Genomic DNA, 23,599 nt, shown 5'->3' on the forward strand with positions numbered 1-23,599 from the left:
CTCCATGTCGATGAAGCGCACCGGCTTGCCCTCCTCGCCCAGTTCCGCCCGCAGCAGTTCCAGGTTGGCCGCCGGCACGGCCACCGCCACCGGTTCCCCGGCGGCCAGTCCGGCCCGGATGAACGACACATTGCCCGCCAGGTATTCGCCCTGGTCCCGGTAGAACAGCGCGGGGTGGACAAAAGGGTCGGGGTGGTGGGCCGTCGGGTTGCTCACAGTGTCACCTCGATCGCCGGCAGGTCGGACCAGAACGCTTCCAGGGCACGCCGCATCGAGGGCGGTGGCCGGTCCACGATCAGGCGCCGGCCGCTGCCCAGACGCTGGGCGGTGAACGCCAGCGCCGCGGTCCCGGCGACATCGACAAAGGTCACCAGGGACAGCTCCAGATAGACCCGCCCAGGGCGGCCCGGCAGGGTGGCCAGGGCGCCCTCCCAGGCCACCCGGGTCGGCAGGCTCACCTCTCCCGACAGGCCCAGCCCGGCCCGTTCGCAGAGCGGCCAGACGTCCAGTGCGGCGCGGTAGGGCGGCCACCCCGTGAGATCGGTCATATGCACCCCCAAGCTGGGTCGTCGGGGCCAGTATTACCCAGCCCCGCCACCCGGGGAGTTCTGATGGTCAGGCGGCGGACAGGCGTTGTGGCCGTGTCCGGCGCAACAGCCGGCGTTCCTTCTCGCTGGTGCCGCCCCACACTCCGTACTCCTGGCCGCTCTCCAGCGCCCAGCGCAGGCACCGTTCGCGCACCGGGCAGCCGCGGCAGACCGATTTGGCCTGTTCGGTCTGCTGCACGGCCGGGCCGCAGGTGCCCACGGGGAAGAAGAGGTCGGGGTCCTCGTTCCGGCAGGCGGCGTACTGTCGCCAGTTCACTGGTTAACTCATCCCTTTCGCTCTCGACTCCCGGTTACGCCTCGCCCGGGGCGGCGGAAATATCCCTGTTTCCGCGGGGATTGGGCAGCGAGAAACGCACCTGGTAGCCGGCGGGCTCCAGTGGACCGGCGCTGAAGGTGCCGCCGTAGACGGTGACCCGCTCCCGCATCCCGATCAGGCCATGGCCGCCGCCGGGCACCGGCTCCGGGGTGCTGCCCGGCTCGCCCCCGTCGTCGCGCACCGTGATGAGGACCGACTCGGCGGAGTAGTCCAGGCTGATCTCCACCCTGGCCTGCCCGGCGTGCTTGAGCACATTGGTCAGTGCCTCCTGGACGATCCGGTAGGCGCAGAGATCGGCGCCGGGCGGCAGCGGGCGGCTGGGGCCGGTGGTGCGGGTGTGCACCGTCAGACCGGCGATGGTCATCCGCTCCACCAGCTCGGGCAGTTGGTCCAGACCGGGGGAGGTGTCAGGGCCGGGTGTGCCGGCGTCCTGGGCGTCCTCCCGGGAGATCCGCAGGAGTTGCAGCAGCCCGCGCATCTCCTCCAGGGTCTGGGAGGCGGTGCTGGTGACGGTGTCCAGCGCCGCGCGGGCGGTCCGTGGATCGGAGTCGAAGACATAACTGGCCAGCGAGCCCTGGACGGAGAGCACCGACAGATGGTGGGCGACCACATCGTGCAGCTCCCGGGCGATGCGCATCCGCTCCTCGGTCACCGCGTGGCGGGCCCGGGCCGCCTGCTCCACCTGGAGCCGGCGGGTCAGTTCGGCCAGCCGGACGGCCCGTTCCTGGCTCTGCCGGACGGTGTGCCCAAAGGTCCAGGCCAGCCCGACCACCAACAGCGTCTCGGCGGTGGCCACTTGGACGGAGACCGCGCGGGCGCACACCACGCTGTACTCCACGGCGGCCAGCGCGGGCACGGCCGCCAATGCCGAAGTGCGCAGCGGCCGCACGGCGGCCAGGCTGAAGAAGGCCAGCACCGTGCCCCAGACGCTGACCGAGGGCTGGTATCCGGCGGCGGTGTAGGCCGTCAGCCCGGCCGCACAGCACAGCAGGGCCGTCCAGGGCGTTCGGCGGCGCAGGGCCAGCGGCAGATTGGCCAGCCCGGTCAGGGCGATGGCCCGGGTGTCGAACCGGGGCCAGCCCGCGGGGTGGTACTGGCGGGCGAAGGAGACGGCGACCGCCGTCAGCGACACCGCCATCGCCATATCGATGACCGTCCTCAGCGCGGGGGTCCTGCCGATCTGCATCCGCGCAGTGTACGAGCGGGCCGTACGGGCCTCGGTGCGGCGTCTGCCGATGAGTGTCGCCGGTTGGCTGCGGGCCGGCTGTGGCTGGTGGCGCAGTTCCCCGCGCCCCTGTGGGGCCTCAGCGCAGCGGGAGTTCGGCCCAGATGATCTTTCCTTCGGCGGTGTAGCGGGTGCCCCAGCGGTCGGCGAGCTGGGCGACCAGGAACAGTCCCCGGCCGCCCTCGTCCTCGGCGGCGGCGTGCCGCAGATGGGGCGAGGTGCTGCTGGTGTCGGCCACCTCGCAGATCAGACAGCGGTCGCGCAGCAGACGGACCCCGATCGGGCCGGAGGCATGGCGGATGGCGTTGGTGATCAGCTCGCTGAGGATCAGCTCGGTGGTGAACACCGCCTCCATCAGCTCCCATTGGGTCAGCCGCTCGGTGACCTCGGCGCGGGCCCGGCCAACCACGGCCGGATCGGCGGGCAGTTCCCATTCGGCGATCCGGTCGCCCGCCAGCCGCCGGGTACGCGCCACCAGCAGGGCGATGTCATCGGTCTGCCGGGCCGGCAGCAGTTCCCCCAGCACCGCATCGCAGATCTCCTGGGGCGAGCGGCCGGGCTGCCGGAGGGTCTCGGTCAGCATCAACAGCCCGGTGTCGATGTCCCGTTCCCGGTCCTCCACCAGCCCGTCGGTGTAGAGCACCAGGCTGCTGTCCTCCGGCACGGTGAGCTCCATCGCCTCGAAGGGCAGTCCGCCCAGTCCCAGCGGGGGACCGGCGGGCAGTTCGGGGAACTCCACGGTGCCGTCCGGGCGTACCAGCGCCGGAAGCATATGGCCGGCCCGGGCCATGGCGCAGTTGCCGGTGGTGGGATCGTAGATGGCGTAGAGACAGGTGGCGCCGGCCACCGGCGGCTCCTCGCTGAGGCCCGCCGCCTCCAGGTCGATCCGGGCCACCAACTCGTCCAGGTGACCCAGCAGTTCATCCGGCGGCAGGTCCAGGCTGGAGAAGTTCTGCACCGCGGTGCGCAGCCGGCCCATGGTGGCGGCGGCATGCAGCCCATGGCCCACCACATCACCCACCACCAGCGCCACCCGGGCCCCGGGCAGCGGAATGACGTCGAACCAGTCGCCGCCCACCCCGGCCTGCGCGGGCAGATAACGGTGGGCGATGTCCAGCGCGCTCTGCTCGGGCAGGTCGCGGGGCAGCAGACTGTGCTGAAGGGTCACCGCCAGGGCGTGTTCCCGGGTGAAGCGGCGGGCGTTGTCGATGCACACCGCGGCCCGGGCGGCCAGCTCCTCGGCCAGCGACAGATCGTCCTCCTCGAAGGGCGGACTGTCCTGGGTGCGCCAGAAGTTGGCGATGCCCATCAGCACCCCGCGGGCCCGCAGCGGCACCGTGATCATCGAGTGGAAGCCGTAATCCAGCACCGCCTGGGTGCGCTCCGGGTCCTGGGTGCGCCAGCCCTGGTCGGCGCCCAGATCGGGCACCAGCACCGGGCGCCCGCTGACAAAGCCGGTGGCCTGGGGAGTGGGAGCGGCGAAGGTCACCAGATCGCCCGCCGGGTAGAGCGGGTGGTCGTCCCGGGGGCCGGTGAGCGCCACCCGGCGCAGCACCGCCTGGCGGCCGCGCATCCCCATGCCCGCCCCCGGCTCCTCCCCGCGCAGCACCGGCTCCGCCAGATCGACGGTGGCGTAGTCGGTGAAGCCGGGCGAGGCCACCTGGGTGAGTTCCCAGGCGGTCTGCTCGATGTCCAGGGTGGTGCCGATGATCACGCTGGCCTCGTACAGCAGCCGCAGCCGGCCGCGGGCCGTCTCGGCCTTGCCGGCCAGGGCCCGCAGCTCGGTGGAGTCCCGCAGGGTGGCCACGCTGCCGGCCGGGCCGCCCCGGCGCTCGATGGGCCGGTTGTTGACCGCCAGCAGCCGCTCGCCGACCGGGATCACCTCGTCACTGGCCATCCGGTGGGAGGCCAGCAGCTCGGTCATCCTCGGGTCCAGGCCCAGCTCGGCGACCGGGCGGCCCTCGGCGTCCGGCTCCAGCCCCAGCAGCCGGCGCCCCTCGTCGTTGACCAGCAGCACCTTCCCGTCGCCGCCCATGATCAGCACGCCTTCGCGGACCGCGTGCAGCACCGCGTCATGGTGTTCGTACATCCGGGTCATCTCGGCCGGGCCCAGGCCATGGGTCTGCCGCCGCAGCCGCCTGCTCACCAGCGCGGTGCCGGCGGTGGCCAGCAGCAGCGCGGCCACCCCGGCGGCCAGCACCACCGGCAGCTGACGGTCGAAGGCGCTGCTGACGGCACTGACCTTGATCCCGGCCGAGACCAGGGCGGCCACCCGGCCGTGCGGATCGCTCTCCGGGTCGGTGACCGGCACGATGGCCTGCACTTCCTCACCAAGCGGCCCCTGGACGGTCTCCACGGTGATCCGGCCCTGCTGGGACGGCCCGATGGTGCCGATGAAGTGCTTGCCGATCCGCTGCGGTATGGGGTGGGTGTAGCGGATGCCGTCCTTGCTCATCACCACGATGAAGTCCACCCCGCCCTGCTTGCGGGCGGCCTCGGTGAGCGGCTGCAGAACGGCGGTGGGGTTGGGGCCGCGCAGCACGGCCAGCAGGCCGGGGGAGTGGGCGTAGGCTTCGGCGGCGGCCAGCGAGCGGCTGCGCGCCGCCGAGAAGCGGTCGCTGCGGGCCTGCAGCAGCAGCGCGGCCACCGCGGCCACCACCAGCAGCAGCACGATCAGCACCTGGAGCACAAACATCTGACCGGCGACGCTGCGGACGCTTCTCACCCACCGCACACGCCGCCGCGACGCCGGCTCCTCTGAGCCTGGGCGCCCCTGTGGCCGCTCACGCCGCCCGGCCGGGCGCCGACCGTCGAACCAGCGACCCCAGGCTCCGCGGGAGCGGCCCCGGATTCGGGCCATAACCCATGTCTACCCCGGCCCCCTCTCCGGCGCGAACGAAGCGCAGCAGGCGGGGCACGCGCTCCATGCCGGGCGGCCCGCTCACTACGGCCGGTAGACCACCAGCGCCCGGCGGTCCTTGGCCAGCCACACCGAACCCGGCGCCGGGGCTATCTCCCCGTCGAACGCCAGAGGCGTGCCCGGAGCGATGCCGTCCACGCTCAGCCGGTGCGTCCGATAGGCCCGCAGCACCGGCGAGTGCTTGAGCATCCCGGTGAGGGCGGCGGCCAGCAGCCGGGTCCGGGCCAGCCGCCCGGCCAGGATCAGCCGTACGTCCAGCTGCCCGTCCGCCAGATCGTGCCGCCGCACCGGGGTGGGGCCCAGCCCCCGATAGGCGCAGTTGCCGGCGAACAGCGCCCACAGCCGCCGGCGCCGGCCGTTGACCCGCAGCTCCACCGGCGTCCCGGTACGCAGCACCCGCACCGCGGCCGCCACCCCGGCCGGCCAGGCGCCGAACCGCGGCGCCCAGCGCTCCCGGATCCGCACCAGCTCCGGATAGGCGCCTATGCCGAAGGTGTTGACGAAATGCCCCTCATGACGCGCCCCCGGCCGCCGGCCGTCACCGCTGAAGCGGCCCACATCCACGGCGGCCGCCCGGCCCGCCCGCACCGCGCGGGCGGCGTCCGCCACCGAATGGACGCCCAGGTCATGGGCGAAGTGGTTATAGGTGCCACCGGGCAGCACCGCCAGCGGCAGCCGGTGCCGCAGGGCCACGCCCACGGCGGCGTTGACGGTGCCGTCCCCGCCGTACACCCCCAGCGCACCGCCCAGCCCGGCGGCCCGTACCGCGGCCTCCTCCAGGACGTCGGCGAGCGAGTCCCCCGGCCCGCAGGCCACCACCTCGGCCGCCGGAAGCTCCTTGAGCACCTCGGCTCCCGGGGCGGCGCGCGGCGAAGTCCGCTGTCCCGAGCCGCCGTTGGCCACCACCACCAGGCCCCGGCCGTCCGGCAGCGCGGGGGCCCCGGCGGACGGCCGGGCGGGCGCGGCGGACGGGGACAGGGCGGGCGCCAGGCCGCGCACCGCGAAGGCGGCCCCCACCCCGAGCGCGGCCCCGGCCAGCACATCGCCCGGGTAGTGCACCCCGGTGTAGACCCGGGAGAAGCACACCGAGGCGGCCAGCGGGGCCAGCGCCAGCCCCCAGCCCGGCCGCTCCAGCGCCACCCCGGTGGCGAAGGCGGCCGCCGAGGCGGCGTGGCCGGAGGGGAAGGAGGTGGTGAACGGCTGCCGGGACAGCCGGCGGATCACCGGCACCGCGTCCAGCACCGGCCGGCCGCGCCGCACCGTCCGCTTGCCCAGGGTGTTCACCGTGGCCGACGCCACCGCCAGCGAGGCCACCCCGCGCAGCGCCGCCCGCCCGGCACGCGGCCCGCCCAGCAGGGCGGCGCCGCCGGCCACCCCCAGCCACAGCAGCCCGTGGTCGGCGCCACGGGACAGCCTCGGCAGCACCCGGTCGCCGCCCGGCCAGTGCCGGGCGGCGACCTTGTCGAACAGGGAACGGTCCCAGGAACTCAGCTTCTCGCGCATGGCGGCACGGCTACCCGGACCGCCCGTCCGGATGCCCGGTTTGCGGCGGGCCGGGCCGGGTACCCGGCGGCGGTGACCAGAAGCCGCAAACGCACCCGCGAACCACAGGTCGTCGTTGTGACAGGGGCGAGCGGCGGGGTGGGCCGCGCCATCGCCCGCGCCTTCGCCGAGCGCGGGGACCGCCTCGCCCTGCTGGCCCGGGGCAGCACCGGACTGGCCGCCGCCGCCAAGGACGTGGAACAGGCCGGCGGCCGGGCGCTGACCCTGGTGGTGGACATGGCCGACGCCGCGGCCGTACGCGAGGCGGCCAACCGGGTGGAGGAGGAGTACGGCCCGGTGGACGTCTGGGTGAACAACGCCTTCACCACCGTCTTCGCGCCCTTTGTGGAAATCGATCCGGAGGAGTTCCGCCGGGTCACCGAGGTGACCTATCTGGGATATGTGCATGGCACCCAGGCGGCGCTGTCCAGGATGTTCCCCCGCGACCACGGCACCATCGTCCAGGTCGGCTCGGCACTGGCCTACCGCGGTATTCCCCTGCAAAGCGCCTACTGCGGGGCCAAGCACGCCATCCAGGGCATGAACGAGTCCCTGCGCTGTGAACTGCTGCACCAGCGCAGCAAGGTGCGCACCACCATGGTCCAGCTGCCGGGCCTGAACACCCCTCAGTTCAGCTGGTCGTTGTCCCGGATGCCGCACCGGCCGCAGCCGGTCCCCCCGGTCTACCAGCCGGAGATCGCCGCCCGTGCGGTGCTGTGGGCCGCCGACCACCCCCGGCGCCGGGAGTGGTGGGTGGGCGGCAGCACCACCGCCACCCTGCTGGCCAACGCCGTGGTCCCGGGCCTGCTGGACCGCTATCTGGCCAGGACCGCCTTCGCCTCCCAGCAGACCGGGGAACCCACTGACGAGGACGCCCCGGTCAACCTGTGGAGCCCGCTGGACGGGGAGGGCGGGCACGACTACGGAGCCCATGGCGCCTTCGACGACCGGGCCGTCGGCCGCAGCCCCCAGCAGTGGTTCTCCCACCACCGGGACGCCCTGGCCCTGGCCACCGCCGGCGCGGGTGCCCTGGCCCTGGCCCTGGCCCGCCGCAAGGCGGCCCGGTGAGCGCCGCACGGGACGCGGAGCAGCACCGCCGCACGGTGGCGGCGCTGCTGCGCACGCATGGCCGTACCTATGCCGAGGAGGCGGGCATCCGGCTGCGGGACACCCCGCAGCCGCTCTACCAACTCCTGGTGCTCTCCCATCTGTTGAGCGCCCGCATCCGGGCCTCGGTGGCGGTGGCGGCGGCCCGCTGCCTGTTCGCGGCGGGCATGAAGGACGCCCGGAAGATGGCCGCGGCCGACTGGCAGCAGCGGGTGGACGCACTCGGCGAGGGCGGCTACCGCCGCTATGACGAGCGCACCGCCACCCAACTCGGCGACGGCGCCGAACTGTTGCTGGACCGCTATGGCGGCGATGTGCGGCGGATGCGGGAGCGGGCGGAAGGTGATGCGGGGCGGCTGTCCGCACTGCTGCGGGAGCTGCCGGGCATCGGCCCGGCGGGCGCGGACATCTTCCTGCGCGAGGTGCAGGGGGTCTGGCCGGAGGTGTTCCCCCGGATTGACGGCAAGGCCCTCCAGGGGGCGGAACGGCTGGGGCTGCCGGGGGATCCGGCGGCGCTGGCGAAGCTGGTGAAAAGGGAACAGGCTGCGGCGTTTGCGGCGGCGTTGGTGCGGGCTGCGCTTGACAAGGAGGTGGCGGAGGAGGTTGGGGTGTAGGCGCGGGTTGTGGGTGGTTGCTCGCGCAGCGGGGCGCCCGCTAGGGGCGCGGGGAACTGCGCGACCAGCCCAAGGCGGCCCGCACCAGGAACGCTCCATCGCCCCGCGCGGCGGTCACCGTCACTCCGCCCGCTCCCGCACCACCTCCGTGGCTCGCTTGTCCTGGCGCAAGCCCAGAAAGCGTGGATGGCGCAGTCGGCCCTCCCGCGTCCACTCGGTGAAGCCGGTCTCGGCGACCAGTTCCGGGCGTACCCAGTGCGCACCCCGCTCCCGGACCGGATCGTCGAACGGCGAGTGCTCGCAGCGCAGTTCGTCCAGCCGCCGCCGCAGTGACCGCAGCGTGGCGGTGTCGAAGCCGGTGCCCACCTTGCCCGCGTAGCGCAGCCGCCCGCCCTGGTAGTAGCCCAGCAGCAGGGCCCCGAACCCGGTGCGGCTGCCCGCCGGTTCGGTGAAACCGCCGATCACCAGCTCCTGGCCGAGGCCGCATTTGAGCTTGAGCCAGTTCGGCGAACGGCCGTGCACATAGCGGGCGTCGGCACGTTTGGCGATCAGCCCCTCCCAGCCCCGGCCGCAGGCCTCCGCCAGCAGCCGCTCGGCGTCCCCGGTGCGGTGCGGGGTGAAACGCAGCGGGGTGCGGAAGTCAACCGCCTTGCGCAGTACGGACTTACGGTCGCGCAGCGGCAGGGCGGTGGTGTCATGGCCGTCCAGGCGGAGCAGGTCGAACAGGTAGTAGACCACTGTGATCCCGCTGTTGCGGGCCAGCACCGGGCTGGTGAGCTGCATCCGCCGCTGCAGCCGCTCGAAGTCGGTGCGGCCGCGGTGCAGGGCGACCACCTCCCCGTCCAGGGTGAAGTCCATAAAGGGCTGGGCGTCCAGCGCGTCCACCAGCTCCGGATAGGTGCGGTTCAGCGGCTGCCCGCTGCGTGAGCGCAGCCGCACCTCGCCCTGGCGGCGGGCGGCCAGCACCCGCACCCCGTCCAGCTTCCGCTCGAAGAGCCAGCCCGGCTCGAAGGACCGGCGGTCGCTGAGCACCGCCAGCATCGGCGTGCGGAAGTCCTCGTCCATGGTCAGCGGTGGTCCGCCGCCTGGGCGGCCACCTGGCCCAGGGTGCGGCGGGTACGGACCGAGCGGGCCCGCCGGGGGTCGGGGGCCCCGCGGGCGGCGGCGTACCGGTCCCGGCGCTTGACCAGCATCCACGCCTCGTCGCGGCCCTCGCGCATCCGGGTCAGCGAGTAACCCCCGCGCAGTTTGCCGCCGTCCAGCCAGAAGGAGGCATGGCCGTTGCGCAGCGCCTCGCCCATGGGGATCTCGCGGCCGGCGCGGTCGGTGGTCAGCGCCCGGTAGGTGCCCTCATCCCAGATGATCACCGTGCCGCCGCCGTACTCGCCCTCGGCGATCACGCCCTCGAAGTGCCGGTACTCCAGCGGATGGTCCTCGGTGGGCACCGCCAGGCGCTTGTCCCCCGGGTCGCCGGAGGGGCCCTTGGGCACCGCCCAGGACTTCAGCACCCCCTCCGCCTCCAGCCGGAAGTCGAAGTGCATGGTCCTGGCGTCATGGATCTGCACCACGAAGACCGGCCGCTCACCACGGCGCGCGGCCCGCTCACCGCTGGGTTCCGGGGTACGGGAGAAGTCGCGTTTGCGGCGGTACTCCGCCAGCGCGGGCCGGGTGCGGGCCATGGATTCCTCCCTCCTGGCGGGGATTCCTCGCTCCGGCCCGGCGGACGCCCGGGGCGGAGCGGGAAAACCGGGTACCCGTATCGCGGCCGGGCAACCCTCCCCGGCCGGGCGGCGGCGGGACCGTACGCGGAAGGGACGGGCGATGGCGTCGAGCGGAACGGGGCCGGAGACCGGCGGCACCGGCCGGCAGCGGCACGGGCGGGACGAGAGCCCCGAGGAACGGGCCGACCGGCGCTGGAACGACCTGATCCAGGAGGTGCGGGTGGCCCAGACCGGGGTGCAGATCCTCTTCGGCTTTCTGATGACCGTCGCCTTCACCCCGGTCTTCGCCAGGCTGGGGCACACCGAGAAGACCATCTATGTGGTGACCGTGGTGCTGGGCGCGGCCACCACCGGTGCCCTGGTGGGGCCGGTCTCCTTCCACCGGCTGGTGACCGGGCACCGGCTCAAGCCGCAGACCGTTCTCTGGGCCTCCCGGCTGACCCTGATGGGCGTGGTACTGCTGCTGGCCACCATGGTCTCGGTGCTGCTGCTGGTCCTGCGGGTGGCGCTGCGCGGCCCGGCGGTCCCCTGGGTGGTGGCGGGAGTGGCCGCCTGGTTCCTGGGCTGCTGGTTCGGGCTGCCGCTGTGGACCCGGCACCACTACGGACGGCGGAAGTGAGCGGCCGCCCGGTTTCCCGGCGGCAGTGCCGGATACCCGTCCGGCGTGAAAATCGACAAGGTCACCGCGACCGCCTACCGCATTCCCACCGACGCCCCGGAGGCCGACGGCACCCTCGCCTGGGACGCCACCACCCTGGTGGTGGCCGAGGCCCGCTGCGCCGACGCCACCGGCCTGGGCTGGACCTATGCCCCGGCCGAGGCGGCCGCGGCGGTCAACGGCATGCTGGCCAAGGTGGTCACCGGACGCGAGGTGCTGGATGTCCCCGGGGCGAACGAGGCGATGGCCCGGGCGGTCCGCAACGCCGGGCGACCGGGGCTGATGGGCTGCGCCCTGTCGGCGGTGGACATCGCGCTGTGGGACCTCAAGGCCCGGCTGCTGCGACTGCCCCTGGTGCGGCTGATCGGGGCGGTCACCGAGGAGGTGCCGGTCTATGGGTCGGGCGGCTTCACCACCTATCACGACACCCGGATGGCAGCCCAGCTCACCGGCTGGACCAGGGGACACGGCATCCCCCGCGTCAAGATCAAGATTGGCGAGTCCTGGGGACGGGCGGTCTCCCGCGACCTGGACCGGGTGCGGCACGCCCGGGAGACCATCGGGCCGGAGGTGGCACTGTATGTGGACGCCAACGGCGCCTATTCGCGCAAGCAGGCGGTCCGGGTCGGGGAGGTGCTCGCCGAGCTGGGGGTGCGGTGGTTCGAGGAGCCGGTGTCCTCCGACGACCTGGAGGGGCTGCGGGTGGTGCGCGACAACTGCGCCTGCGATGTGGCCGCCGGGGAGTACGGCTATGACCTGGCCTACTTCGCGCGGCTGGCGCCGGTGGTGGACTGCCTTCAGGCGGACGCCACCCGGTGCGGGGGAGTGACCGGCTGGCTGCGGGCGGCCGCGGTGGCCCATGCCCATGGCCTGGAGATCTCCGGCCACTGTGCCCCGCACGCCCATGCCCATATGGCCGCCTGTGTGCCCAACCTCCGGCACCTGGAGTGGTTCCACGACCATGTGCGGATCGAGTCCGCCTACTTCAGCGGGGCGCTGGACCCGGCCGGCGGGGTGCTACGGCCGGGGGCCACGGAGGAGCCGGGGCATGGGATGCGCTTTGACCACGACAAGGCCGCGGAGTTCCGGGTGGGGCAGGGGTGACGGCCGGGCCGGGACGGCCCCAGGACCCGGAGGGCGCCTGGAGCTCCGGGTCCTGGGGCCGGGACGGTCCCGGCGTCAGGGCTGGTCCCTGGCGTCAGGACTGGGCCAGCAGCCCCTGGCGCAGCCGCCCCAGGGTCCGGCTGAGCAGGCGGGAGACATGCATCTGGGAGACGCCCAGCTCCGCCCCGATCTCGGTCTGTGTCATCTCCGCGCCGAACCGCAGCCGCAGCAGCTTCTTCTCCCGCTCGTCCAGTTCACCCATCAGATGCTGCAGGACATGCAGGTTCTCCACCTTCTCCAGGCCGTCGTCCATGGTGCCGATCCGGTCGGCCCAGGGCCGGGTGCTGTCATGGGTGCGCGGGGTGTCGTCCGCGGGCGCGTCGATGGAGCAGGCGGTGTAGCCGTTGCAGGCGATCTGGGCCTCCAGGACCTCCTCCTCGGAGAGGTCCAGCACCCCGGCCAGCTCCCGGACGGTGGGTGCCCGCCCCAGCCGGCCGGCCAGCTCGTCATTGGCCTTGGCCAGTTCGACCCGCAACTCCTGCAGCCGGCGCGGCACATGGACGGCCCAGCTGGTGTCCCGGAAGAACCGCTTGATCTCCCCGGTGATGTAGGGGATGGCGAAGGTGGTGAATTCGACCTCGCGGGTGAGGTCGAAGCGGTCGATGGACTTGATGAGCCCGATGGTGCCGACCTGGACGATGTCCTCCATCTGTTCGGACCGGCCGCGGAACCGGCCGGCCACAAAGCGCACCAGGGAGAGGTTCATCTCGATGAGGGTGTTGCGGACGTACTGGTACTCACGCGTGCCCTCCTCGAGAACCGTGAGCCGGTCCAGGAAGAGCTTGGTCAAAGCGCGGGCGTCCTGCGGGCTGACACTGCCGGGATCCTCGATGCGCGGCAGTTCGGTGGTGCCGCGGTCGACCTTGGCGCTGGCCACTATGATGACCTCCTTCGCTGCGGTTCCCCGTGATGCGGCTTCTGCCCGGCATCCCGGTGGACAATCCGCACCGGCGGGGGTTTTCGGCCGTTGTCCGGTCACAGGTGCCAGCTGGCGGTGTGCTGGGCGGCGGCCAGTGCGGTGAGCAGCAGCAGGTCGGCGGCGCCCAGCACAATCCCAAGTACCGCCCGGAAGCTGCGTGTTGTGCCCTTGGACAGGGCCACGGTGCCCAGTATCAGGGCCGCCGGGCCGAACACCAGATTGCCCACCACCAGCCCGATCAGCCCCATCACAAACGAGATGACGGCCATGAAGTCCGCGTCGCGGTAGCGGGTTTGTGTGAAGGAACGCATGGCTGGTCTCCTCCTTACCGGTTCCGCTGACGGGTGTGACGCTCCCGCACCGCGAACAGCAGCAGCCAGAGGCCGACGCCCGCGGCACACAGCAGGGTCAGCGAGGCCGGGAGATGCGCCGCGGTCCCGGAGAAGACGCCGAGCAGAAAGAGGGCCAGAACCAGGAAGAACATGGGAACGTCCTCTCTCAATGGTGCGGGCCCGGCCGGAATCCGATGGATCCGGCCAGGCCCGGGTAATGGGAAACAGTCGTTTGTCCGGCCGTCACCACCTATACCAGCGGCCGCGTCCGCCGTCCGCCCCTGTCATACGGACCAGGAAGCCCAGCAGCCAGATCACCAGCACGGCCACGGCCACCCACCACAGGAGCTTCACGGCGAATCCGGCGCCGAAAAGGATCAGAGCGAGAAGCAGAACGAGAAGCAGTGGACCCATGTCAGTCAACCTCCTGTCCAGTCGCTTGCCCGGTGAATTCCCGTTTATTCCCGCGGACTTAGTTGTTTGGAGGTGAAGCAGGGGGGCACCCGAAGAGCGGCCGTAACACGACAGCCGTCGAGAGGAGCAAGTGACGATGAGTGCCGGTGAGAAGGCCAAGGCGAAGGCGGAGCAGGCCAAGGGCGCGGTCAAGCACGCCGCGGGCCGGGCCGTGGGCAATGAGCGCAAGACCGCAGAGGGCCGGGGCGAGAAGGCCAAGGGTGATCTGCGCGGCGCCAAGGAGAAGGCCAAGGACGCCTTTCGGGACTGAGGGCCGTTACTGAGGCCGCAAGGGCCGTACGGCAAAGGGCCGGGACCCCGGAAAAGGGGCCCCGGCCCTCTCCTGTGACACCCGGCCGCCGGTCCGTGCCATGGCCGGCGGCCGGTGTCATTCGGCCTCCGCCGGGGCCGGGGGAGCGGCGCCGGTCCGGGCGAGGGCGGCCGATGCCCGGAACGGGAAAGCGGAATAAGGCGGAAAGTGGTGGCCGCCCATTTGGTCAGCCGCAGTCCCCTCGCGTATTCCCGGAGTTCCGCTGCGTGGTTGGCGAGACGACCTCAGGGGACGGACGGCTCCACATTGGTGGTGTCCAGCGCCGGCCGCAGGGCGCGGGCCAGCTTGACGGCGTCGTCCACCGCCCAGAAGTGGGTGAAGAACAGCCGGGGTTGGTCCGTCAGACCATGGTTGTGCAGCTCCACCAGCTCGATTCCGCCCCGGCGCAGCGCCGCCAGGGCGTCCGGCACCTCCTCGGCGGTCATCGCGAAGTCGCCGCTGAGCGCGGCCCTTCCGCCGCCCAGCGGCTGGAAGTTGAGGGCCGTGGTGGCCCCCAGCCCCGGAGGCAGCTCGCGGCCCATGTCGGTGATGGTCTCCCGCCGGTTGAAGGTGCAGCTGTGGACCCCGCCACTGCTGACCCCCTTGGTGCCCAGGGCCTCCGCTATCCCGTCGGTGTCCAGGTCAACGCTCTCCGCTGCATGAGCGGCGCCCGGCGGCGGAGTGGCGGTATGCCTGAGGGCGGTGCGCAGTCCGCGGGCCAGGGCGGCCGGGTCGTCCCCATGGGCGTGGGCGTGGGTCCACCAGACCTCGGGGGAGTGGGCGGGCAGATGCTTATGGATGGCGGTCTGGGTGAATCCCTCGGCCCGCAGGGCGTCGGTCAGTTTCGGCAACTCGCCCTCGGTGGCCACCAGATCGCCCATCACCAGGGTGCTGCCGTCCTCGTAGTGGACAAAGGACACATGCGACCCCAGCGCCAACGCCGGGCTGACCCTGACCCCACGGCAGCACACCCGCAAGTCATCGCGCGGAAAGGGCACATGGAAGTAGAGCCCGCGCAGCATCTGCCCGTCCCGGGCCAGGGTGTCGGTGACCTCGTCCCAGTGCTCGGCGGTGGTGGACACCGGCCGGACCGGGTCCGGGCAGTTCAGGGGACGTCCTCGGGTGACCGGGGCCCGGGCCCGGGCGGCTACGCCGCCGGCCGGCACCGGGGCCAGCAGGGGCGCCAGCGCGGCCGCGGCCACCACCACCCGTCGCCGGTTGACCAGGGCGTGTGCTCGCTCCATGCCGCTTGAGTTCCCCCTCGCGGAGCCCGTTAACAGCCCGGCCCTTGATCCTTTGCCGGGCGCCCCGGTCAGCGGTGCGGGACGACGGGCGCGCAAAACCTAGGCAGCCGCCGCCGCGGGCAGCAGATGGCCGAGGAACCAGTCCCGGGCGAGCCCGGAGACCGCCTCCAGCGCACCCGGCTCCTCAAACAGATGCGTGGCCCCCGGCACGACCTCCAGCCGGTGCTCGCAGCGCAGGCGCGCCGCCGCCTGCCGGTTGAGGTCCAGCACCGTCTCGTCCTGTCCGCCGACGATCAGCAGGGTGGGCGAGCCGACATCCGGGAGCCGGTCCATGGCCAGGTCGGGGCGCCCGCCCCGGGAGACCACGGCCGCGATTTCGCCGGTGTGCGTCTCCGCGGCGGCCCACAGCGCGGCCGCGGCACCCGTGCTGGCGCCGAAGTAGCAGACGGGCACGGCCTCCTTGCGCAGCCAGACGGTCACCTCGGCCAGCCGGCGGGCCAGCGGCTCCACGGCGAAGACATTCGCCCGGTCCGCGGCCTCCGCCGGAGTGAGCAGATCGAACAGCAGGGTGCCCAGCCCGGCGTGGTTGAGCGCCTCGGCCACCGCGCGGTTGCGCGGACTGTGCCGGCTGCTCCCGCTGCCATGGGCGAAGGCCACCACCCCGACGGCACCGGCGGGCATGGTCAGCTCGCCCCGCAGGGCCACCGTACGGTCGTCCACCGCCACCTCCACCGGGGCGGTGGAGTGGATATGGGTGGCGGGCGCGGTGCCACCGGCATTGCGCCGGAGCAACTCGACGACCTCCTCGTCCTCGGTCTGGGAGAAGTCCCGGTACCACTCGCCGACCGCCGAGAACAGCGCCGGGGTGGACAGGCAGATCAGCTCGTCCACCTCGTGCCGCAGCTCCTCGGCCGCGTCCGGCGAGGCCACCGGCACCGCCAGCACCACCCGGGCGGCGCCCTGCGCCCGGGCCACCCGGCAGGCCGCGGAGGCGGTGGATCCGGTGGCCACCCCGTCATCCACCACCACCGCGGTGCGGCCCTCAAGGGACAGCCGGGGCCGTCCGCCGCGGAACCGTTCGGCCTGCCGCCGCAGCTGGGCCTCCTCGCCGCGCTGGACCTCGGCCAGGTCGTGCTCGTTCACCCGGCTCATCCGCATGATGTCATCGCGCACCACCCGTACGCCGCCCTCACCGAGGGCGCCGAAGCCCAGCTCACGGTGGTAGGGCACGCCCAGCTTGCGGACGATGATCACATCCAGTGGGGCGTCCAGCTCCCGGGCCACCTCATAGGCCACCGGCACGCCGCCGCGTGGCAGGCCCAGCACCACCGGATGTTCTCCGCGCAGGTGCGTCACCCGCTGGGCGAGGCGGCGGCCCGCATCCGCTCTGTCGTCGAATCGCATGATGCACCTCCCCGCCCTTCCAGTATTCGGCCGCCGCGGCGACGGGCCAAGTTCAGCCTCCGTCCCCGTTGAGGGCGGCCCGTACCCGCCCCGCCACCTGCCCGGCCTCCTCCTCGGAGGCATAGCGGCCGCGCGGCCAGAAGAAGCCGCGCAGCCCGTCCCGGGGATTGCGGGGCACCACATGCACATGCAGATGGGGCACCGACTGGCTGACCCGGTTGTTGGCGGCCACCAAGCTGCCCGCGGCGGCCATGCCGCGCTCCACCGCCCCGGTGATCCGCCGGATCCGTTCGAAGAACGGGCCGACCTGGGCGGCGGGCAGATCGGTGAGGGTGGCGGTGTGCCGCCGGGGCACCACCAGCACATGCCCGGGAAACAGCGGGCGGGCGTCCAGGAAGGCCACCGCGGTGTTGTCCTCGAACACCAGATGGGCCGGGGCGGCACCGGTCACGATCGCGCAGAAGGCGCAGTTCGGGTCGGTCATGATGAGCCTCTCCGGTTCTCGGGGCAGGGATCGTCCCATGCCCGTACTCATCGGAACCTCCGGATGGCAGTACCCGGACTGGCGTGGCGTCCTCTACCCCGAGGGCTGCCCGCAGCGGCTGTGGCTGGAGGAGTACGCCCGGCACTTTGTGACCCTGGAGAACAACAACGCCTTCTACCGGCTGCCCTCGCCGGAGACCTTCGCCGCCTGGCGCGAGCGCACTCCGCCCGGGTTTGTGATGGCGGTCAAGGCCAGCCGCTTCCTGACCCATATCAAGCGGCTGCGGGAGCCGGAGGAACCGGTGGAGCGGCTGCTGCGGCACGCGGCCGGGCTGGGGGAGCGGCTGGGGCCGGTGCTGCTCCAGCTGCCGCCCACCCTCAAGGTCTCGCCCGGGCTGCTGGACACCGCGCTGGCCTGCTTCCCGGCCGGGATCCGGGTGGCGGTGGAGCCACGGCACGAGTCCTGGTGGACCCGGGAGGTGCGGCAGGTGCTGGAGCACCGGGGCGCGGCGCTGTGCTGGGCGGACCATGGCTCGCGCCCGGTGACCCCGCTGTGGCGGACGGCGCCCTGGGGCTATCTGCGCTTCCACGCCGGCCGGGCCCGGCCCTGGCCGCGCTACGGCCGTACGGCGCTGGCCAGTTGGGCGGGGCGGATCGCCGATGCCTGGCCGGACGGGGCGCAGGTGTACGCGTACTTCAACAACGATCCCGGCGGGGCCGCGGTCCATGACGCCCGGGTGTTCGCCGGGCTGGTACGAGGGCTGGGACGGACGGTCCCGGAGCCGCCCGGCAAGGACTGAATACCTGTCCCGAATGTCCCGAAAAAAACGGCCAGTTCACGTACAACCGTTCGGTGTCATCTGATGTCTTACCGGCGTGACGACTACACAGAGGATCAGAACGCGGCTGGCCGTGCTGCTCGCGGCCGCGGGGCTGGCGGTGCCGCTGGCCCTGGCGAGCGGCGGTTCCGCACAGGCCGCCACCGACTCCCACCACAAGTGCCCCACCAATAAGGGGCGTATCGCCTGCGTGGATCTCACCCGGCAGATCAGCTGGATCCAGGACGGCAAGCGGATCACCTATGGACCGGTCCATATACGCTCCGGCCGCAAGGGATTTGTCACCCGGACCGGGCTGAAGCGCATCTATCTGCGCGACAAGGACCATATGTCCACGCTGTACGACGTCCGCATGCCCTACAGCCAGTTCTTCGACGGCGGGGAGGCGTTCCACGCCATCGCCGGCAGCGTCTACTCGCCGCCCGGCTCCCATGGCTGCGTCAATATGCGGGTCAGGGACGCCAAGGCGTACTGGCAGCGGTTGCGCACCGGTGACGCGGTCTTCATCTACGGCCGCAAGCCGGGCACCTGAGCCGGTTCTCGCGGGGGCCGCCGCCCCCGCGAGGGAAAGGGCCGCGGCCTCAGTAGAGATTCCTGGCGTAGTCGGGGCCGTAGTAGCGCTCCAGTTCCTCCAGCGAATCCTCCGGGCGCTCCATGGCCTGGGCGATACGGGCCCGGGAAGGCACCGCCTCCGGGTTCCAGGTCTCCTGCCGCCACAGCTCGGACCGCAGAAACGCCTTGGAGCAGTGGTAGAACACCTCCTCCACTTCCACCAGCAGGGCGACCCGGGGCCGGTGGCCGCGGACCGTCATCCGGTCGAAGAACGGGGCGTCGCTCAGCAGCCGCGCCCGGCCGTTGATGCGCAGGGTGTCGGAACGGCCCGGCACCAGATAGATCAGGCCCACATGCGGGTTGCTCAGCACATTGTGGAAGCCGTCCGCCCGCCGGTTGCCCGGCCGTTCGGGCAGCACAATGGTCCGGTCGTCCAGGACCAGGGTGAACCCGGCGGGGTCGCCCTTGGGGGAGACATCGCAACTGCCGTCCGCGGCCGAGGTGGCCACCAGGCAGAACGGCGAGTGGGCCAGCCACTGCCGGTCGATCTCACTGAGGCACGGGCGTTCCTTGTGCGCCACCCGGGGCAGCGGCTCGCCGAGCAGCGCGCGCAGCTCCGCCGGGTCCGTTATCTCCGTCAACTCGCTTGTTTCCACGCCGGCTTCCCTTTCCGCTGGGGGATCAGTGGCCGCGGGCCAGCCACTCCCCGAGGTGCGGCGCTTCCGCGCCGATGGTGGTGGACTCCCCATGCCCCGTGTGCACCGTGGTGTGCGGCGGGAGGGCCAGCAGCCGCTCCCGGATGGAGGCGATGATGGTGGGGAAGTCGGAGAAGGACCGTCCGGTGGCGCCCGGACCGCCCTGGAAGAGGGTGTCCCCGGTGAACACCGCGTCCAGCGCGGGAGCGTACAGACAGACGGCGCCCGGGGCATGGCCCGGGGTGTGCAGCACGGTCAGCTCCATGCCGGCCACCCGCAGCACCTGGCCGTCCGACAGCTCGCCGTCCGGCCCCCGGTCCGGATGGGTCAGCCGCCACAGCGGCAGATCGGCGGGGTGCAACAGCACGGGCGCACCGGTCAGTTCGGCCAGTGCGGGCGCGGCGTCGATATGGTCGTCATGGGCGTGGGTGCACACAATGGCCACCACTCGCCGGCCGCCCACCGCTTCCGCGATGGCCTCGGCGTCATGGGCGGCGTCCACCACCAGCACCTCGTGCTCGTCGCCGACCAGCCAGACATTGTTGTCCACCTCCCAGACCCCGCCGTCCAGCGAGAAGGTGCCCGAGGTGACCAGGTGCCCAATGGCGGCCGGCATCAGAAGACCACCACCGAGCGCAGCACATCACCGCGGTGCATCCGCTCGAACGCGGCCTCCACCTCGGTCAGTTCGATGGTCTCGGAGACAAAGGAGCCCAGGTCCAGCCGGCCCTGCAAATGCAGGTCGATCAGCATCGGGAAGTCCCGGGAGGGCAGACAGTCCCCGTACCAGGAGGACTTCAGCGCACCGCCGCGCCCGAAGACATCCAGCAGCGGCAGTTCCAGCTTCATCTCCGGGGTGGGTACCCCGACCAGGACCACGGTGCCGGCCAGGTCACGGGCGTAGAAGGCCTGCCGGTAGGTCTCCGGGCGGCCCACCGCCTCGATGACCACATCGGCGCCGAAACCGCCGGTCAGTTCGCGGATGGCCTCGACCGGGTCGGTGTCCCGGGAGTTGACGGTGTGGGTGGCGCCCAGCTTCTGCGCGGTCCCGAGCTTGCGGTCGTCGATGTCCACCGCGATGATCCGGGCCGCACCGGCCAGCCGGGACCCGGCGATGGCGGCGTCGCCGACCCCGCCGCAGCCGATCACCGCCACCGAGTCGCCCCGGCTCACCCCGCCGGTGTTGATGGCGGCACCGATGCCCGCCATCACCCCGCAGCCCAGCAGCCCGGCCACGGCGGGCGAGACCCGGGGATCGACCTTGGTGCACTGTCCGGCGGCGACCAGGGTCTTCTCCGCGAAGGCGCCGATGCCCAGGGCGGGGGAGAGCTCCCGGCCGTCGGTGAGCGTCATCTTCTGCCGGGCGTTATGGGTGTTGAAGCAGTACTGCGGACGGCCGCGCAGACAGGCCCGGCACTGGCCGCACACCGCCCGCCAGTTGAGGATCACAAAGTCACCGGGCGCCACCTCGGTGACCCCCTCGCCGACCGCCTCCACCACGCCGGAGGCCTCATGGCCGAGCAGGAAGGGGAAGTCATCGCTGATGCCGCCCTGCTTGTAGTGCAGATCGGTGTGACAGACGCCGCACGCCTGGATCCGCACCACGGCCTCGCCGGGTCCGGGGTCCGGCACCACGATGGTCTCCACCCGGACCGGCTCGTCACGGCCCGGTGCGATCACCCCACGGACTTCCTGCGCCACGGTCAGGCCCCTTTCTGGTCTTTCCCGATCAGGTCTTCCTTGATCGTCTATGGGGCCACTCTCGCATGACCGTGCACGGCTTTCGACCGGGAGACCCGGTGTCAGGGATTCGGGCCCGCCTCCGAGGGGTCGCCCGGGCATGGGCGTTACGGGCTCTCGACCCAGCCGTGGTGGGTGGCCAGGCGGAGCAGGCGCTGGCGGGTCTGGAGGATGTGCTCGGCGGTCATGCCGGGCGCCGAGCCCAGCAGGGCCTCGGTGACCTCGTCCAGGAACTCCTTGGCGGACAGGACATCGCAGTCGCCGTCCTCCCCGCCGCTGCCGGTGGCGTAGCCGCCCGGCTGGGGGGAGACGGAGCGCGGAGCCGCGGCCCGGTCCAGCAGCCGGACCTGGGAGGCCTTGAGCCCCCGGTCGCCCTCCTCCACCAGGAACTCCACCAGAGCGCCCGGCACAATCAGGCGCTTGTCCGCGTCCACGTCGTTGACGTGCATAAAGACATCCTCGCCACCGGTGTCCGGCGCGACGAACCCATAACCGCGGAACTCATCGAAGCGAATTATCTTACCCGTGACCACAGACACTTCCCCACCTACACCACGAGACAGCACCGGTCTGATCCACAGACCCGAGGGGACCCTATCCACTGCCCGGGTGTTGCACAATCCCCGCCGGGGCGGCGGGGATTGCGGGTGACAGGGTCAAGTCCCCGGTTCCAGAAGCACTTTGCCCTTGGTGCGGCGTCCGGCCATGGCGCGGTGCACCGCCGCGGCCTCGGACAGCGGAGCTACCCGGTCCAGGTGCGGGGCGAGCCGCCCGTCCCGTACCAGGGCGAAGAGCCGCTCCACGGTGGCGGTGAACACCGCCCGGTCATCGACCACTTGCTGCATCCACAGCGCGTGCAGCCCCAGGGACCGCTCGGTCAGCTCCGCCAGGGCGGGAGTGGTGGGTTCCTGGCCCCGGTGCCCGTAGTAGACCAGCCGTCCGAAGGGCGCCAGGGCCGCCAGCACCGGCCGCAGACCGGGCCCGCCCAGCGAGTCCAGGTAGAGGCCGACGCCGCCGGGCACCACCCGGGTCACCTCCTCGGGGGAGGCGATGGCGTGCCGGGCTCCGGCCTTGCGCACCAACTCCCGTTTCTCCTCGGTGGAGGCGATGCCGACCACGGTGGACGCGCCCAGGGCGAGGGCGAGTTGGACCGCCAGATGCCCCACCCCGCCCGCCGCGGCGGACACCGCCACACTCTCGCCCGGTGCCAGCCGGCCCACCGTGACCAGGGCCGCATGGGCGGTGCAGCCCTGTTCCAGCAGGGCGGCCGCGGTGCGGTCGTCGATGTCCTCCGGCAGCTCCACGCTGTAGGCGGCCCGGACCGCGGCCACCTGGGCGTAGCCGCCGCCGGTGCGCAGCAGCGCGGCCACCCGCCGCCCGTCGCCCCGGCGGCGGCCGACCACCTCGGCGCCGGGCACCGCGGGCAGCGCGGGCGGCCGGTAACTGCCTTGCCGCACATGGAGATCCGCGTAGTTGACGCCGGCCAGGGTGACATCCACCAGGAACTCGCCCTCGCCGGGGACGGGTTCGGGGATGTCCCGGACCCGCAGCACCTCGGGGCCGCCGAAGCGGTCCATCACCACGGCTCGCATCCGGCTCAGCCTCCCAGGTAGTCCTCGGGCGCGGACCCCTCGCGCACGGTGTCCAGGGTGAAGCAGTGCAGTCCGCCGCCGAAGAGCCGGCGGTGCCGGTGGCGGACCGGCACCACGGTCAGCCGGTGGCGCTCCAGGGCCTGCATCAGCTCCGGGCAGGCGGAGTTGACCAGTACGGTGTCCGGGGAGACGGACAGCACATTGAGGTCGATATAGCGGCTGGTGAGCACCAGGTCATCGTCGTCATAGACGGGGAACTGGTTGTCCCGGGGCTCCGGCGGGAAGATCATGTCCCAGCTCTGGAGCCGCTTGGGCAGCCGGTCGGCGATCTGCGGGGAGCGCACCAGCAGCAGCCCGGGGCGCAGCGCCAGTACGGTGCTGTCCAGATGGTCGGTGGCCAGGGCGTCCAGGCGGTGCAGACGCAGCCGTCCGGCCAGATGGCGCTCCAGCCACTCATAGCCCAGGGCGTGGTTGGCGGTGGAGACGTTGACCAGGACGTCCCGGCCCAGCCTCAGGCACTGGGCACCGTCGATCATCATCTCCAGCCCCACGTCATAGGGCGAGGGCCGGGGATCGACGATGGGTTCCAGCAGTTCGCCGGGCGGGCTGTCCTCGGTGATCCGGGAGATGTCGAAGGAGGCGTCGGTCATCAGCGGCCGGGGCATCACGCTCCAGCGGGCGCCGCGCCGGAAGTACTCGGCGAAGACCGGTTTGAGGAACTGGGTCTCGAAGTAGCGGGCGCGCACCTGGGGCGCGGTCTCGATGATCTCGTCGCCGAAGATGATGCAGTTGTCGCGGACATTGAGGGCGGGGATCACTCCCGCGGTGAAGGTGGGGGTACGGACCTCCCGGGTGCCCGGGTCCAGGCGGGCGGGCCGGTGCACGGTGATGCCCAGGGAGGTGAGGATCTCGGCCATCTGCTCGACGTCCTCGTTGAGTTCCTCGAGGTAGCGCCGTTTGATGGGGCTGCGGCCCTTGGCGCCGTCCTGGCCCGGTGGCAGATGGCGCGGGTAGTACATCTGGTCGTAGGGCATCTCGGGGTGGAAGAACAGGTCGAAGGAGAGCTCGCGTTCATGGCAGGAGTAGTTCTCCGCCGATCCCAGGATCACTTCACGCAGCGGGGACCAGCCGTCATAGCTGTTGAGGCGCATGGGAGCCTTT

Annotated in this window: 27 protein-coding genes and 1 pseudogene; 7 read left to right on the forward strand and 21 right to left on the reverse strand. The window is 72.2% G+C overall.

Features of this window, described 5'->3' with window-relative positions; all coding sequences use genetic code 11:
- The 6 genes from CV755_RS11305 to CV755_RS11330 all read right to left on the reverse strand — a co-directional run.
- Positions 1-216, reverse strand: a 216-nt coding sequence (locus CV755_RS11305) for an MEDS domain-containing protein (RefSeq protein ID WP_193553394.1), incomplete at its 3' end; no start/stop codon positions are given.
- Entirely contained in the window at positions 213-548 is a 336-nt protein-coding gene (locus CV755_RS11310; RefSeq protein WP_109280075.1) for an STAS domain-containing protein, read from the reverse strand. The genes CV755_RS11310 and CV755_RS11305, both read right to left, overlap by 4 nt.
- 67 nt (positions 549-615) lie before the next feature.
- Positions 616-864, reverse strand: coding sequence for a WhiB family transcriptional regulator (locus CV755_RS11315; protein ID WP_109280076.1), 249 nt, complete (start codon positions 862-864; stop codon positions 616-618).
- A gap of 34 nt (positions 865-898) precedes the next feature.
- Positions 899-2,110 (reverse strand): sensor histidine kinase, encoded by a 1,212-nt coding sequence (locus tag CV755_RS11320; protein WP_109280077.1) that lies wholly within the window; start codon positions 2,108-2,110, stop codon positions 899-901.
- Positions 2,111-2,228: 118 nt separating this feature from the next.
- Positions 2,229-5,009, reverse strand: a complete 2,781-nt coding sequence (locus CV755_RS11325) for a SpoIIE family protein phosphatase (RefSeq protein WP_109280078.1) — start codon at positions 5,007-5,009, stop codon at positions 2,229-2,231.
- Positions 5,010-5,093: 84 nt separating this feature from the next.
- On the reverse strand, positions 5,094-6,572 hold the full coding sequence (locus CV755_RS11330) for a bifunctional phosphatase PAP2/diacylglycerol kinase family protein (RefSeq protein ID WP_109280079.1): 1,479 nt from the start codon (positions 6,570-6,572) through the stop codon (positions 5,094-5,096).
- Positions 6,573-6,644: 72 nt separating this feature from the next.
- Here CV755_RS11330 and CV755_RS11335 point away from each other — a divergent pair, with 72 nt between their 5' ends.
- Both CV755_RS11335 and CV755_RS11340 read left to right on the forward strand, forming a co-directional pair.
- The gene (locus CV755_RS11335) at positions 6,645-7,679 is read left to right on the forward strand and encodes an SDR family oxidoreductase (RefSeq protein WP_109280080.1); all 1,035 of its coding nucleotides are present in this window, start codon (positions 6,645-6,647) and stop codon (positions 7,677-7,679) included.
- The gene (locus CV755_RS11340; RefSeq protein WP_109280081.1) at positions 7,676-8,332 is read left to right on the forward strand and encodes an HhH-GDP family DNA glycosylase; all 657 of its coding nucleotides are present in this window, start codon (positions 7,676-7,678) and stop codon (positions 8,330-8,332) included. Before CV755_RS11335 ends, CV755_RS11340 begins: the two co-directional genes overlap by 4 nt.
- 120 nt (positions 8,333-8,452) lie before the next feature.
- Here CV755_RS11340 and ligD read toward each other — a convergent pair whose 3' ends face one another.
- Together ligD and CV755_RS11350 are read right to left on the reverse strand one after the other, a co-directional pair.
- Positions 8,453-9,397 carry a non-homologous end-joining DNA ligase gene (gene ligD, locus CV755_RS11345; RefSeq protein WP_109280082.1) on the reverse strand — a complete coding sequence of 315 codons (945 nt, stop codon included), beginning with the start codon at positions 9,395-9,397 and terminating at the stop codon, positions 8,453-8,455.
- A gap of 2 nt (positions 9,398-9,399) precedes the next feature.
- A complete protein-coding gene (locus CV755_RS11350) occupies positions 9,400-10,011 on the reverse strand; it encodes a DNA polymerase ligase N-terminal domain-containing protein (protein ID WP_109280083.1) in 612 nt (203 codons plus the stop codon).
- A 142-nt stretch (positions 10,012-10,153) separates the two neighbouring features.
- On the opposite strand from CV755_RS11350, the gene CV755_RS11355 reads away from it, so the two are divergent.
- Together CV755_RS11355 and CV755_RS11360 are read left to right on the forward strand one after the other, a co-directional pair.
- A complete protein-coding gene (locus CV755_RS11355) occupies positions 10,154-10,672 on the forward strand; it encodes a DUF6328 family protein (protein WP_109280197.1) in 519 nt (172 codons plus the stop codon).
- 45 nt (positions 10,673-10,717) lie between these two features.
- Positions 10,718-11,815, forward strand: a complete 1,098-nt coding sequence (locus CV755_RS11360; RefSeq protein ID WP_109280084.1) for an enolase C-terminal domain-like protein — start codon at positions 10,718-10,720, stop codon at positions 11,813-11,815.
- A gap of 94 nt (positions 11,816-11,909) precedes the next feature.
- Here the strand turns inward: CV755_RS11360 and CV755_RS11365 are convergent, their stop codons facing one another.
- From CV755_RS11365 to CV755_RS11375, 4 genes are all read right to left on the reverse strand, one after another.
- Positions 11,910-12,752, reverse strand: a complete 843-nt coding sequence (locus CV755_RS11365; protein WP_241561131.1) for an RNA polymerase sigma factor SigF — start codon at positions 12,750-12,752, stop codon at positions 11,910-11,912.
- A gap of 98 nt (positions 12,753-12,850) precedes the next feature.
- Positions 12,851-13,105, reverse strand: coding sequence for a DUF4190 domain-containing protein (locus tag CV755_RS11370; RefSeq protein WP_109280085.1), 255 nt, complete (start codon positions 13,103-13,105; stop codon positions 12,851-12,853).
- Between the two features lie 14 nt (positions 13,106-13,119).
- Positions 13,120-13,278, reverse strand: coding sequence for a hypothetical protein (locus CV755_RS35090; protein ID WP_164503284.1), 159 nt, complete (start codon positions 13,276-13,278; stop codon positions 13,120-13,122).
- A gap of 91 nt (positions 13,279-13,369) precedes the next feature.
- Positions 13,370-13,540, reverse strand: coding sequence for a hydrophobic protein (locus CV755_RS11375; RefSeq protein WP_109280086.1), 171 nt, complete (start codon positions 13,538-13,540; stop codon positions 13,370-13,372).
- Between the two features lie 136 nt (positions 13,541-13,676).
- Here CV755_RS11375 and CV755_RS11380 point away from each other — a divergent pair, with 136 nt between their 5' ends.
- On the forward strand, positions 13,677-13,850 hold the full coding sequence (locus CV755_RS11380; protein WP_109280087.1) for a CsbD family protein: 174 nt from the start codon (positions 13,677-13,679) through the stop codon (positions 13,848-13,850).
- A 284-nt stretch (positions 13,851-14,134) separates the two neighbouring features.
- On the opposite strand, the gene CV755_RS11385 is transcribed toward CV755_RS11380, so the two are convergent.
- The 3 genes from CV755_RS11385 to CV755_RS11395 form a co-directional block, all read right to left on the reverse strand.
- Positions 14,135-15,133, reverse strand: coding sequence for a DUF1259 domain-containing protein (locus CV755_RS11385; RefSeq protein ID WP_109280088.1), 999 nt, complete (start codon positions 15,131-15,133; stop codon positions 14,135-14,137).
- Positions 15,134-15,232: 99 nt separating this feature from the next.
- On the reverse strand, positions 15,233-16,537 hold the full coding sequence (locus CV755_RS11390; protein ID WP_109280089.1) for a phosphoribosyltransferase family protein: 1,305 nt from the start codon (positions 16,535-16,537) through the stop codon (positions 15,233-15,235).
- Between the two features lie 52 nt (positions 16,538-16,589).
- On the reverse strand, positions 16,590-17,021 hold the full coding sequence (locus CV755_RS11395) for an HIT family protein (protein ID WP_109280090.1): 432 nt from the start codon (positions 17,019-17,021) through the stop codon (positions 16,590-16,592).
- A gap of 37 nt (positions 17,022-17,058) precedes the next feature.
- Between CV755_RS11395 and CV755_RS11400 the strand changes: the two genes are divergently transcribed.
- Both CV755_RS11400 and CV755_RS11405 read left to right on the forward strand, forming a co-directional pair.
- On the forward strand, positions 17,059-17,820 hold the full coding sequence (locus CV755_RS11400) for a DUF72 domain-containing protein (protein WP_109280091.1): 762 nt from the start codon (positions 17,059-17,061) through the stop codon (positions 17,818-17,820).
- 193 nt (positions 17,821-18,013) lie between these two features.
- Positions 18,014-18,391 (forward strand): annotated as a pseudogene (locus tag CV755_RS11405) (L,D-transpeptidase); the annotation flags it as partial.
- A 49-nt stretch (positions 18,392-18,440) separates the two neighbouring features.
- Here CV755_RS11405 and CV755_RS11410 read toward each other — a convergent pair.
- From CV755_RS11410 to CV755_RS11435, 6 genes are all read right to left on the reverse strand, one after another.
- Entirely contained in the window at positions 18,441-19,067 is a 627-nt protein-coding gene (locus tag CV755_RS11410; RefSeq protein WP_241561132.1) for a pyridoxamine 5'-phosphate oxidase family protein, read from the reverse strand.
- Between the two features lie 25 nt (positions 19,068-19,092).
- Positions 19,093-19,722: an MBL fold metallo-hydrolase gene (locus tag CV755_RS11415; protein WP_109280094.1), complete on the reverse strand. Its 630-nt coding sequence runs from the start codon at positions 19,720-19,722 to the stop codon at positions 19,093-19,095.
- Complete coding sequence (locus CV755_RS11420; protein ID WP_109280095.1) at positions 19,722-20,807, reverse strand: S-(hydroxymethyl)mycothiol dehydrogenase; 1,086 nt, start codon at positions 20,805-20,807, stop codon at positions 19,722-19,724. The genes CV755_RS11415 and CV755_RS11420 overlap by 1 nt, the downstream gene beginning before the upstream one ends.
- Before the next feature lie 146 nt (positions 20,808-20,953).
- Complete coding sequence (locus CV755_RS11425; RefSeq protein ID WP_109280096.1) at positions 20,954-21,379, reverse strand: cold-shock protein; 426 nt, start codon at positions 21,377-21,379, stop codon at positions 20,954-20,956.
- A 123-nt stretch (positions 21,380-21,502) separates the two neighbouring features.
- Positions 21,503-22,438, reverse strand: a complete 936-nt coding sequence (locus CV755_RS11430; protein WP_109280097.1) for a quinone oxidoreductase family protein — start codon at positions 22,436-22,438, stop codon at positions 21,503-21,505.
- Positions 22,439-22,443: 5 nt separating this feature from the next.
- Entirely contained in the window at positions 22,444-23,589 is a 1,146-nt protein-coding gene (locus tag CV755_RS11435; RefSeq protein WP_109280098.1) for a glycine amidinotransferase, read from the reverse strand.
- Positions 23,590-23,599 lie beyond the last annotated feature (10 nt).

The organism is Streptomyces orinoci (genome assembly GCF_003121295.1).
GTDB lineage: Bacteria > Actinomycetota > Actinomycetes > Streptomycetales > Streptomycetaceae > Streptomyces > Streptomyces orinoci.

Coding starts and splice junctions, on each gene's coding strand:
- CV755_RS11310 (WP_109280075.1), bottom strand. CDS start 548: ATGACCGATCTCACGGGGTGGCCGCCCTACCGCGCCGCACTGGACGTC.
- CV755_RS11320 (WP_109280077.1), bottom strand. CDS start 2,110: ATGCAGATCGGCAGGACCCCCGCGCTGAGGACGGTCATCGATATGGCG.
- CV755_RS11325 (WP_109280078.1), bottom strand. CDS start 5,009: ATGGCCCGAATCCGGGGCCGCTCCCGCGGAGCCTGGGGTCGCTGGTTC.
- CV755_RS11330 (WP_109280079.1), bottom strand. CDS start 6,572: ATGCGCGAGAAGCTGAGTTCCTGGGACCGTTCCCTGTTCGACAAGGTC.
- ligD (WP_109280082.1), bottom strand. CDS start 9,397: ATGGACGAGGACTTCCGCACGCCGATGCTGGCGGTGCTCAGCGACCGC.
- CV755_RS11350 (WP_109280083.1), bottom strand. CDS start 10,011: ATGGCCCGCACCCGGCCCGCGCTGGCGGAGTACCGCCGCAAACGCGAC.
- CV755_RS11355 (WP_109280197.1), top strand. CDS start 10,154: ATGGCGTCGAGCGGAACGGGGCCGGAGACCGGCGGCACCGGCCGGCAG.
- CV755_RS11370 (WP_109280085.1), bottom strand. CDS start 13,105: ATGCGTTCCTTCACACAAACCCGCTACCGCGACGCGGACTTCATGGCC.
- CV755_RS35090 (WP_164503284.1), bottom strand. CDS start 13,278: ATGTTCTTCCTGGTTCTGGCCCTCTTTCTGCTCGGCGTCTTCTCCGGG.
- CV755_RS11375 (WP_109280086.1), bottom strand. CDS start 13,540: ATGGGTCCACTGCTTCTCGTTCTGCTTCTCGCTCTGATCCTTTTCGGC.
- CV755_RS11380 (WP_109280087.1), top strand. CDS start 13,677: ATGAGTGCCGGTGAGAAGGCCAAGGCGAAGGCGGAGCAGGCCAAGGGC.
- CV755_RS11385 (WP_109280088.1), bottom strand. CDS start 15,133: ATGGAGCGAGCACACGCCCTGGTCAACCGGCGACGGGTGGTGGTGGCC.
- CV755_RS11390 (WP_109280089.1), bottom strand. CDS start 16,537: ATGCGATTCGACGACAGAGCGGATGCGGGCCGCCGCCTCGCCCAGCGG.
- CV755_RS11395 (WP_109280090.1), bottom strand. CDS start 17,021: ATGACCGACCCGAACTGCGCCTTCTGCGCGATCGTGACCGGTGCCGCC.
- CV755_RS11400 (WP_109280091.1), top strand. CDS start 17,059: ATGCCCGTACTCATCGGAACCTCCGGATGGCAGTACCCGGACTGGCGT.
- CV755_RS11415 (WP_109280094.1), bottom strand. CDS start 19,722: ATGCCGGCCGCCATTGGGCACCTGGTCACCTCGGGCACCTTCTCGCTG.
- CV755_RS11430 (WP_109280097.1), bottom strand. CDS start 22,438: ATGCGAGCCGTGGTGATGGACCGCTTCGGCGGCCCCGAGGTGCTGCGG.
- CV755_RS11435 (WP_109280098.1), bottom strand. CDS start 23,589: ATGCGCCTCAACAGCTATGACGGCTGGTCCCCGCTGCGTGAAGTGATC.